This is a genomic window from Photorhabdus namnaonensis (assembly GCF_001684335.1).
Classification (GTDB): Bacteria; Pseudomonadota; Gammaproteobacteria; order Enterobacterales; family Enterobacteriaceae; genus Photorhabdus; species Photorhabdus namnaonensis.
Map to the genome: position 1 here is coordinate 23,414 of NZ_LOIC01000009.1, position 9,061 is coordinate 32,474.

A 9,061-nucleotide genomic window follows, 5' to 3' on the forward strand; every position below is an offset into this window, starting at 1 on the left:
CTTTACACTTTTTCCACATTGACCAAGAACGCTTTGAATTCAGGCGTTTGGGTGTTCGCATCACCAACAAATGGTGTCAAGGTATTGGCAATAAAGCCTTTCTTCGCTGCTCCTTCAAAGCCCCAATGAATCGGAATACCGATAGTATCCACTTCACGACCGTGTACATTCAGGGTACGAATACGTTTGGTGACAACCGCTTTCGCTTTGATGTAACCGCGATTAGAGCTAACTTTGACGGTATCACCGTGCTTGATGCCTTTCTTTTCTGCCAGTTTTTCACCGATTTCCACAAACTGTTCAGGTTGGATAATCGAGTTCAACAATGCGTGTTTTGTCCAATAGTGGAAATGTTCTGTCAAACGGTAAGTGGTTCCCACATAAGGGAATTTATCTGCCTTACCCATTGCTTCAAAGTCGCTTTTGAACACTCGGGCAGCCGGGTTGGATACCACATTCGGATGCAATGGATTGGTCCCCAATGGCGTTTCAAAGGGTTCATAGTGTTCAGGGAATGGCCCTTCCGCCATCTTATCAATAGCAAACAGACGCGCCATACCTTCCGGTTGCATGATAAATGGACCCACATCCGTTTCCGGCGCAGCCACACTATAATCAGCAGTATCGACGCCACCCCACTTAATACCATCCCACGTCAGTAACTGACGTTTCTCATCCCAAGGTTTGCCCTGCGGATCAGCCGATGCGCGATTGTACAAAATACGACGATTTAACGGCCATGCCCATGCCCAACCGAGAGTATTGCCTAATCCTGACGGATCGGCGTTATCACGACGGGCCATCTGGTTACCTTCCGGCGTCCAGCTTCCGGCAAAGATCCAACAACCACTAGCGGTAGTACCATCATCACGTAGTTGTGCAAAAGAGGTTAATTGCTGACCTTGTTTCACGATGACGTTGCCATCAGCATCAATCAGATCAATCAGTGCCCGGCCATTACTCTCTTGGGCCACCTCTTCCGATGTAGGGCTGTCCGGGTTGAAGTAATTCCAGGTCATGCTCAGCAGTGGCTCTGGTGATGCTCCCCCTTCCGCGCGGTACATTTCCCGCATACGTTTAAAGATACCGGAAAGGATCTCTCCATCACCGATAGCTTCTCCCGGCGCATCCGCACCTTTCCAGTGCCATTGCAACCAGCGACCAGAGTTAACAATTGAACCGTTTTCCTCGGCGAAGCAGCAGCACGGCAGGCGGAAAACTTCTGTCTGAATTTTGGATGAATCGACATCGTTAAATTCACCGTGGTTCTGCCAGAAAGTTGACGTTTCAGTGTTAAGCGGATCGATAGTGATCAGGAATTTCAGTTTCGACAGGGCGTCAACAACTTTGTTTTTATTCGGAAAAGAAGCTACCGGGTTAAAGCCCTGGCAAATATAGCCATTGACTTCACCTTTCGACATCATGTTAAAAAATTGCAGGACGTCATAACTTTTGTCCCACTTCGGCAGCCAATCAAAACCCCAGTCGTTATCTTTACGGGCATTATCACCGTAGAAACTCTTCATCAGACTGATAAAGAATTTTGGGTAGTTCCCCCAATAGTTAACCTGACCCGGCCGTAATGGTTTGGGGGTATTTGCCTGGAGATAAGTTTGTAGATCGGCCTGTTTCTCTGAGGGAAGTGTCAGATATCCCGGCAAGCTTTGCGACAACAACCCCAAATCAGTCAATCCCTGAATATTCGAGTGACCACGCAATGCATTAACACCGCCACCCGCCATACCCATGTTGCCCAACAGTAGCTGGATCATTGCCATAGTTCGGATGTTCTGTGCGCCCACTGAGTGTTGGGTCCAACCCAGTGCGTACAGGAAAGAAGCGGTCTTATCCTTAACACAAGTCTCCGCAATATATTCGCAGACTTTCAGGAAATCCTCTTTTGGCGTACCGCAAATATCACTGACGACATCGGGCGTATAACGGCTAACGTGTTCTTTTAATAAATTCCATACACAATATGGGTGTTTAAGTGAGATATCACGTTGAGCAAAGCCGTTTTCATCCAGTGCGTAGTTCCAACTGGTTTTGTCGTATTGACGTTTTTCCGCGTCATAACCACTGAATAAACCATCATCGAATGAGTAATCTTCACGTACGATCAGACTGGCGTTGGTATACGCCTCAACATATTCGTGGTTAATCTTATTGTTAGTTAGCAGATATAAAATCACACCTGACAAGAAGGCAATATCGGTACCAGAACGGATTGGGGTATAGAAATCCGCTACAGATGCTGTACGGGTAAAACGCGGATCAATCACAATTAACTTAGCGTTATTATGGATTTTGGCTTCCATTGCCCAACGGAATCCCACAGGATGCGCTTCGGCAGCGTTACCACCCATAACGACGATCAGATTCGCGTTCTTAATATCAACCCAGTGGTTGGTCATCGCACCGCGACCAAATGTTGGAGCAAGACTTGCTACCGTTGGTCCGTGTCAGACACGTGCTTGGTTGTCTACGGCGAGCATGCCGAGAGCGCGACTAAATTTTTGCGACAGATAACCTGTTTCGTTACTGGAAGCAGATGCACACAGCATGCCGGTCGTCAGCCAGCGATTGACTGTCACGCCTTCTTGATTGGTTTTAATGAAATTGGCGTCACGGTCTGCTTTCATTAGCTTAGCGATGCGATCAAATGCCTCATCCCAAGTAATACGTTGCCATTTGTCAGAACCCGCTGCGCGATATTCCGGGTATTTCAGGCGGCTTTCGCTATGGATAAAATCAACTAGGCCAGCCCCTTTAGGACAAAGTGCGCCGCGGTTTACCGGATGATCAGGATCACCTTCAATATGGAAAATAGTTGCTTTCGCGTTTTTTGCGCCATCGCCAAGGCTGTACATCAACAGCCCACAACCGACAGAGCAGTACGTACAGGTATTTCGGGTTTCACGCGCACGCAACAATTTATAGTTACGTGTTTGTGCAAGGGCTGCGGCTGGCGCAAAGCCCAACGCGGCTACCGTTGTACCTGCCATACCGCCAGCGCAGATCTTAAAGAACTGCCTTCTGCTGACTTGCATGGGAATCTCCTCACTCACATTGCCTTAAACAGTATCCATTCCATCATGGGAAAAATTTTGAATGTGTTCTTTTTTATTAAAACCACTTTCCGTAGTGGGATCAGATTTATTGCCTGATAAATAGTATAGACTCTTTTTTCACACGATTATTATGTCGTAACACTATTAGGAACTCATCTAATGTATAATGTAAAATCAGGGAAGTTGTTATCATTTGGTTTGATCAAGGGGGTAACGCGAACGAACGTGCAACAAAAGCACCATCTTGATACATTAAAAGCTGATTGGATTGCAGAAGAAGTTCCTGTTGCTTTAGTTTACAACGGTATTTCGCATGTCGTAATGATGGCAAGTCCTAAAGATCTCGAATATTTCGCTATTGGGTTTTCGCTTTCTGAAGGCATTATTGAATCTCAACACGAGATTCTCGGCATTGATATTATCCCTCATTGTAATGGCGGCATTGAGTTGCAAATCGAACTTTCTAGCCGTCGTTTTGCTGGTTTGAAAGAGCGCAGACGTAATCTGGCGGGACGAACAGGCTGTGGCATCTGTGGAACAGAACAACTTTCTGATGTTTTTCGCCCGATTTCCCCGTTGCCTTTTACTCAAACCTTTTCGTTAAGCCAGCTTGATCACGCTCTCTCTCAACTGACCAACGTTCAGGATGTCGGGGCATTGACAGGTTGCACTCATGTGGCAAGTTGGATTGATCCGGAAGGTAAATTATTGGGGGGATGTGAGGATGTAGGTCGTCACGTCGCACTGGATAAAATGCTAGGCATGAAGGCGAAAACAGGCTGGCAGCAAGGCGCTGTTCTGGTATCCAGCCGTGCCAGTTATGAGATGGTACAAAAATCAGCCTTTTGTGGTGTTGAGATTCTGTTTGTGGTTTCAGCAGCAACTTCATTAGCTGTAGAAATTGCTGACCGATGTCATTTAACCTTGGTTGGTTTTTGTAAACCCGGTAAAGCGACTATTTATACCCATGCTGAGAGATTAATACGTTAAACGAGCATAAAAATAGGCACATCAAGAACACCCGTATTTCCTACTGTGATTAATATGAAAAGTTTATTTTCATATTAATCAACTGAGGTTATCGCAATAATTCTGAATCATGCAAGCTGTGAAATATCCATAAGTTGGATTTAATGTAATAATCCATTTTTGTGGAAAATCTCATCAGAAGCACCTTTTAAATCAGGCCGTTGTTTTGCAGATTGAATAATAATGTCTGTTTTCAAGATAGAATTTTCTATAAAAATAATTTGTAGGATTGATAAATAATTTTCCTTAATATTAGAACACTTTGCCTTTTCATTCTTTTGGGTTGTCTTCATGGGGCTAATTTCATGAATTCATCAACTTTTTCCAGCAGTTTTCATATATTTTAACAATAATAATTACATGTTACTGTTTCATACAGAATTGGTCTGAATGGTAGCAAAGATGGTTTTCTTGGCACTAGGCAATATCTTTAATCGCTGAAATAAGGGAAACGATAGGAATCATAGACTGTTTAATTAAAGATAGATATTTATTCCTGATAGAGTGAATGAACAATCACATTGGGATCACATAATTAATACAAGCTGGCTTTTATTGAACCTGATCAATGTTAAACTGTAAGTGTTCCTTATATATTTGAATTTAGAAATAATTGTTGCAAGTTTCCTTCCCTAGGCTATTTACCCGTTTTTTCAATCTAATGGCGTTATGGTTTTTTGGGCCAATAAAAGGAGAGCCTGATGGGGGATTTATTACCAATTACTGTCATTGGTGCGGCGGCGGGAGATATTGTTCTTTGTTTACCAAGGCTTCCTCGCAGTGGGGAAGACCAGGAGGCTAAAGAAATTGATCGACAGATTGGCGGTTCTGGTTTTAATGTTGCTCGGGCCTTAGTCCGCCTGCAAATTCCTGTGATTAATGGTATACCGGTTGGTAACGGATACTGGGGTAATCAGGTCACCAAGGAGATGCAAGTCCTTGGGCTTGAGGCCACATTTATCCATTCCTATCTTGATAATGGTTGGTGTTTGGCAATGGTTGAACCGGATGGGGAAAGAAGTTTTGTCTCCGTAAGTGGTTGTGAAGTTGACTGGAATAGGGCAATGCTCTCTTCTATTGCTTTGCCGGAAAGGGGATATATCTACTCCAGCGGTTATGTCATGGCGGGTAAATCAACGGCGATTTTATGTGACTGGTTACTGGCGTCACCATCCGGGCAGACGTTATTGCTGGATTTTGGCCCACGTTTACCAGAAATAGATCCTACTTTCCTTGATGCATTACCTGTTGACCGGACCATTCTGACACTGAATCGTAATGAAGTTGCTATATTGTGCGGGGAAGGCGATCCTGTCGTCCAAGCTAGCCGTTATTCCAGTAAAAGAAAAATCACTATTATCTGTCGGTTAGGTTCACAGGGTACGTGGATATGTCTGCCTGATCATGACCCAGAATATGTCGCTGCTTATAAAGTGAAAGTGGTGGATACCATCGGCGCTGGTGATGCGCATAGTAGTGGCATGCTTGCGGGTTTATCGCAGGGAATGTCGTTGAGAGACGCTGTTGAACTTGGCAACCGTGTTGCTGCCATTGTTGTTAACCGTTCTGGTGCTGCGGGTGCACCAACAATAAAAGAACTAGAGGAGTTTGTGTTTGAATAATTATTTTCAGGTACTACGCCTCTTAGATTTTAAGGGGCGTAGTTAAAATGAGTGAATTACTTCCAGGTTGGAAACGCAAAACGGTTTTATTTTTATCAGCTCAAACAATTTCTTTGCTAGGTTCTTCCATTGTCCAGTTCTCTATCGTCTGGTATATCACCTTAAATACATCATCGGGAGAAATGCTGGCTATTTCGGTACTCTGTGCATTTCTTCCACAGGTGTTGATCTCCTTATTTGCTGGTGTCTGGGCGGATACTTATAGCCGTAAGTTGCTCAGTATTGCCTCTGATGCAGCAATTGCATTAGTCACTCTTGGTTTAGCTATCTCTTTTATGCTCGGATTTAAGAGCATTGAGTTGTTATTTGTCGCGCTGATTGTCCGCTCATTCGGGACGGGCATCCAGATGCCGGCTGTTAGTGCTATTATTCCGCAACTTGTGCCGAAAGAGAAATTATTGCGGGTCAATGGTATTAATACGTCTCTGACTTCACTGATGATGTTGGCATCTCCTGCTATTGGCGGCTTTTTATATTCTCAAACTTCAATTGAAAATATTTTCTTGGTGGACGTAACGACTGCCATTATCGGCATCAGCATTGTTTCGTTTATTCCTATTCCAAAAATCGCTTCTGATTCCATGCCGGATAATAAATTTCAGGCAATCTTAGCGGGTTTCCGTTATCTGCAAGAGAATAAATTAATCAGAAATCTTTTGATTTTTCTGATTTGTGTCTGCTTTCTGATTAGTCCGGCTGCATTTTTGACACCTTTATTAGTTAATCGGACATTTGGGGAAGAGCCGTGGCGTTTAGCCGTTAATGAAATGACATTTAGTGCCGGCGCGGTTTTAGGTGGATTGTTTATCTCTTTCTGGAGTGAATATAAAAATAAAATGCGTATAACAGCAGTAGCTTGCGCGTTTTTTGGTATATTTATGGTCGCTCTTGGTAATGCTTATTGGTTCCCGTTTTATCTCGTAATCAATGTCTTTTTAGGTGTGGTAACACCTTGTTTTAACGCACCGATAACAGCGGTTTTTCAGGAAAGAATCGAACCTGAAATGATGGGCAGGGTATTTAGTTTAGTTCAAATTGCTCTGTCCTGCTCTCTGCCATTAGGTATGGTGCTGTTTGGCCCAATTGCTGACTATATTAGTATTCAATCTCTTTTAATGATATCTGGCGGGTTGATATTACTGACCGGCGCACTGTTTTTTATGTTTAACGGAGAAGACAGCCGAGAAAGTAGCAGAGCAGTTTAATCAGGCTTAATGTTGCCAGTTATGCGATAAGCGCAGCGCCGTGAATTGGTAAGTATATACTCCACGCGTTCTACCTGAGCCTGGAGTATATCTCGAAATACGTTGAGTTCAGCGCGGCAAAAACCTTGGCAAGCGGTAGCGGCAGCACAAATTGGGCAATGATTTTCTACCAGCAAAATAGCGCCATCTTCGGTAGGTGACCACTGAGCCATGTAACCTTCACGGCATCGTATGGCAACCAGCCGTTCAACTCGCTCTTGTAGACTGGCTGCGCCATTCATTGCTTGTTGATAATTAATACGGGTTTCCTGCTCGCGGGTATCAATTAATAGATCTACTACTTTCTCACCTAACTGTTTGCGGATAGTGTCGAGTAATTGTACTGTCAATTCAGCATGCGCATCTGGGAAATGATTATGACCTGTGGCTGTCAGATGCCAAAGTTGTATTGGACGACCAACGCCTCGTGCTTCCGCGATAGCTTCCACTAGCCCTTCCTTAGCTAACTTCACAAACTGTTGCCGGGCTGCTTCCCCGGTTGTGCCTAGTATTTTTCCTGCGTCAGAAGCTTGTTGAGGACCACGGGTTTTCAATAACATCAGTAACCTTTCACCTACTGATTGGGTTATATTTGTGCTATTTTCAAAGCTTTTTCTTGACATAATCCCTTTCCTCACCTTAATTTATTCCAAGATAATTCTTGTTTAATTTAACGTAAGACTCATATTAACTCAATGCTAATGCAGGATAATGACTGTGATAACAAACGATGAAAGCCGCTGGAGCGATTTGTTCTCCGGTAAAAATGCAGCCAGCGCCTTGGTTTTATCGCTAGGTGTTGCGTTACATGCGATTAATATCTTAATTGCCACCACTATCTTACCTTCGGTTGTACAGGATATTGGGGGCTTGAACCTTTATGCTTGGAATACGACGCTGTTCGTCGTTGCTTCTATTATTGGTTCAGTATTATCTGCGTGTCTGCTTAATGCACAAGGGGCACGTAATGCTTATCTGGTTGCTGCGCTGTTGTTCTTCTTTGGCAGCTTGTTATGTGCACTTGCTCCAACAATGGGGGTGATGCTTATCGGGCGAACTGTTCAGGGCTTTGGCGGTGGACTGCTGTTTGCACTCTCCTATGCTATGATCAATCTGGTATTTGAACAGGCGCTTTGGCCGCGGGCGATGGCTCTGATATCCGGTATGTGGGGAGTTGCGACGTTAATTGGCCCTGCTGTGGGCGGTATTTTTGCTGAGATGCATGCCTGGCGTTACGCTTTTGGCATCATGTTGCCAATAATGCTGCTGTATGCGGTCTTCACTTATTTGACTTTGCCAAAAGGTAAACTTCAGGAGCGGAATAAAACAGCGTTACCGTTGGTACAGCTAGTTTTATTGGCAGGAGCTGTATTGATGGTTTCTGCTGGTAGTGTATCCGAAAGTGTGAAGCTGAATTTTGCAGGCATTATGCTGGCATTAGTATTAATAATATTGCTAATTTGTCATGAACGGCGTTCTGTCATACGCCTATTGCCTCATGGCGCATTGCGCTGGGGATCACCTCATGCTGTGTTATTTGCCACAATTTCATTATTGGTGGTCGGCATGACTAGCGAAGTGTTTGTTCCGTATTTCCTGCAAATATTGCATGGTCAGTCGCCACTAATTTCTGGTTATATGGCCGCAGCAATGGCAGCCGGTTGGACAATTGCGGAGATAATCAGCGCCGGTTGGCGTGGAGCGGGTATTCGCCGGGCAATTATCATTGGGCCGATATTAGTATTAATCGGTATGCTGATTTTGTCGTTGATATTATCACAGCCCTCAGTTGGACATTGGCAAGTGATGACACCCATTGTGATTGCACTGACTTTGGTGGGATTTGGTATCGGTTTTGGCTGGCCCCATTTGCTCACTCGCATATTACAGGTCTCGTCAGATAGAGATAAAGATATTGCTGGCGCTTCAATTACAACCGTGCAGCTATTCGCTACTGCTTTTGGAGCCGCATTGGCGGGAATGGTGGTGAACCTTTCAGGATTTAATGAACCGGGCGGTGTAACGGGGACCGCCT

General features: G+C 44.4%; 7 protein-coding genes. 4 read left to right on the top strand and 3 right to left on the bottom strand.

All coding sequences use genetic code 11. From position 1 onward, the window contains the following. Window positions 1-2: 2 nt before the first annotated feature. Window positions 3-3,050: a formate dehydrogenase-N subunit alpha gene (gene fdnG, locus Phpb_RS01370; protein ID WP_109396504.1), complete on the bottom strand. Its 3,048-nt coding sequence runs from the start codon at window positions 3,048-3,050 to the stop codon at window positions 3-5. Window positions 3,051-3,230: 180 nt separating this feature from the next. On the opposite strand from fdnG, the gene fdhD reads away from it, so the two are divergent. Further along, on the top strand, window positions 3,231-4,061 hold the full coding sequence (fdhD, locus tag Phpb_RS01380) for a formate dehydrogenase accessory sulfurtransferase FdhD (protein WP_065388837.1): 831 nt from the start codon (window positions 3,231-3,233) through the stop codon (window positions 4,059-4,061). A gap of 140 nt (window positions 4,062-4,201) precedes the next feature. Here the strand turns inward: fdhD and Phpb_RS26225 are convergent, their stop codons facing one another. After that, window positions 4,202-4,393: a hypothetical protein gene (locus Phpb_RS26225; protein ID WP_065388838.1), complete on the bottom strand. Its 192-nt coding sequence runs from the start codon at window positions 4,391-4,393 to the stop codon at window positions 4,202-4,204. A 408-nt stretch (window positions 4,394-4,801) separates the two neighbouring features. Between Phpb_RS26225 and Phpb_RS01390 the strand changes: the two genes are divergently transcribed. Continuing rightward, the gene (locus Phpb_RS01390) at window positions 4,802-5,722 is read left to right on the top strand and encodes a carbohydrate kinase family protein (RefSeq protein ID WP_065388839.1); all 921 of its coding nucleotides are present in this window, start codon (window positions 4,802-4,804) and stop codon (window positions 5,720-5,722) included. Window positions 5,723-5,769: 47 nt separating this feature from the next. Continuing rightward, the gene (locus tag Phpb_RS01395) at window positions 5,770-6,987 is read left to right on the top strand and encodes an MFS transporter (RefSeq protein WP_065388840.1); all 1,218 of its coding nucleotides are present in this window, start codon (window positions 5,770-5,772) and stop codon (window positions 6,985-6,987) included. Here Phpb_RS01395 and Phpb_RS01400 read toward each other — a convergent pair. After that, window positions 6,984-7,649: a helix-turn-helix transcriptional regulator gene (locus Phpb_RS01400; protein ID WP_065388841.1), complete on the bottom strand. Its 666-nt coding sequence runs from the start codon at window positions 7,647-7,649 to the stop codon at window positions 6,984-6,986. The two genes, Phpb_RS01395 and Phpb_RS01400, sit on opposite strands and share 4 nt — an antisense overlap. Window positions 7,650-7,743: 94 nt before the next feature. Here Phpb_RS01400 and Phpb_RS01405 point away from each other — a divergent pair. Further along, window positions 7,744-9,061: MFS transporter (locus tag Phpb_RS01405; protein WP_240492375.1), on the top strand; the 1,318-nt coding region annotated here is incomplete at its 3' end.

Excerpts from the sequence above, each read along its gene's own strand:
- fdhD (WP_065388837.1), top strand. The coding sequence starts at position 3,231 with ATGTATAATGTAAAATCAGGGAAGTTGTTATCATTTGGTTTGATCAAG.
- Phpb_RS26225 (WP_065388838.1), bottom strand. The coding sequence starts at position 4,393 with ATGAAGACAACCCAAAAGAATGAAAAGGCAAAGTGTTCTAATATTAAG.
- Phpb_RS01390 (WP_065388839.1), top strand. The coding sequence starts at position 4,802 with ATGGGGGATTTATTACCAATTACTGTCATTGGTGCGGCGGCGGGAGAT.
- Phpb_RS01395 (WP_065388840.1), top strand. The coding sequence starts at position 5,770 with ATGAGTGAATTACTTCCAGGTTGGAAACGCAAAACGGTTTTATTTTTA.
- Phpb_RS01400 (WP_065388841.1), bottom strand. The coding sequence starts at position 7,649 with ATGTCAAGAAAAAGCTTTGAAAATAGCACAAATATAACCCAATCAGTA.